The 266-nt window shown below is 68.4% G+C and carries 1 protein-coding gene; it reads left to right on the top strand.

What is annotated here, in order from left to right; all coding sequences use genetic code 11:
• The coding region (locus KVP70_RS33675; protein WP_217946773.1) for a hypothetical protein at positions 1 to 266 on the top strand (266 nt) is incomplete at both ends.

Raw genomic sequence — 266 nt, 5'->3', positions numbered from 1 at the left:
TGGCGGCCAGATCGCCACGCTGAAGGACAGCGGCGCCAGCATCGTCATCGCCAGCCAGAGCATGAGCAACCAGGGCGGCAGCGTGCTGGCCAGTGGCGACGCCAAGCTGGCGGTCGCCGGCGCCGTCAACAACGCGCGCGGGACGATCCAGGCGCAACGCGACCTGCAATTGACGGCGGGTGGCGCACTCAATAACGCGAGCGGCGTGATCGAAGCCGTCACGGCGGCCAGCAGCCTGACGCTGCAGGCGAGTACGATCGACAACA

It is taken from the genome of Duganella violaceipulchra (assembly GCF_019166075.1).
GTDB classification, from domain to species: Bacteria; Pseudomonadota; Gammaproteobacteria; order Burkholderiales; family Burkholderiaceae_D; genus Rugamonas; species Rugamonas violaceipulchra.
The sequence above is the reverse complement of the archived record's forward strand: the minus strand, read 5'-3'. Positions and strand labels throughout refer to the sequence as shown.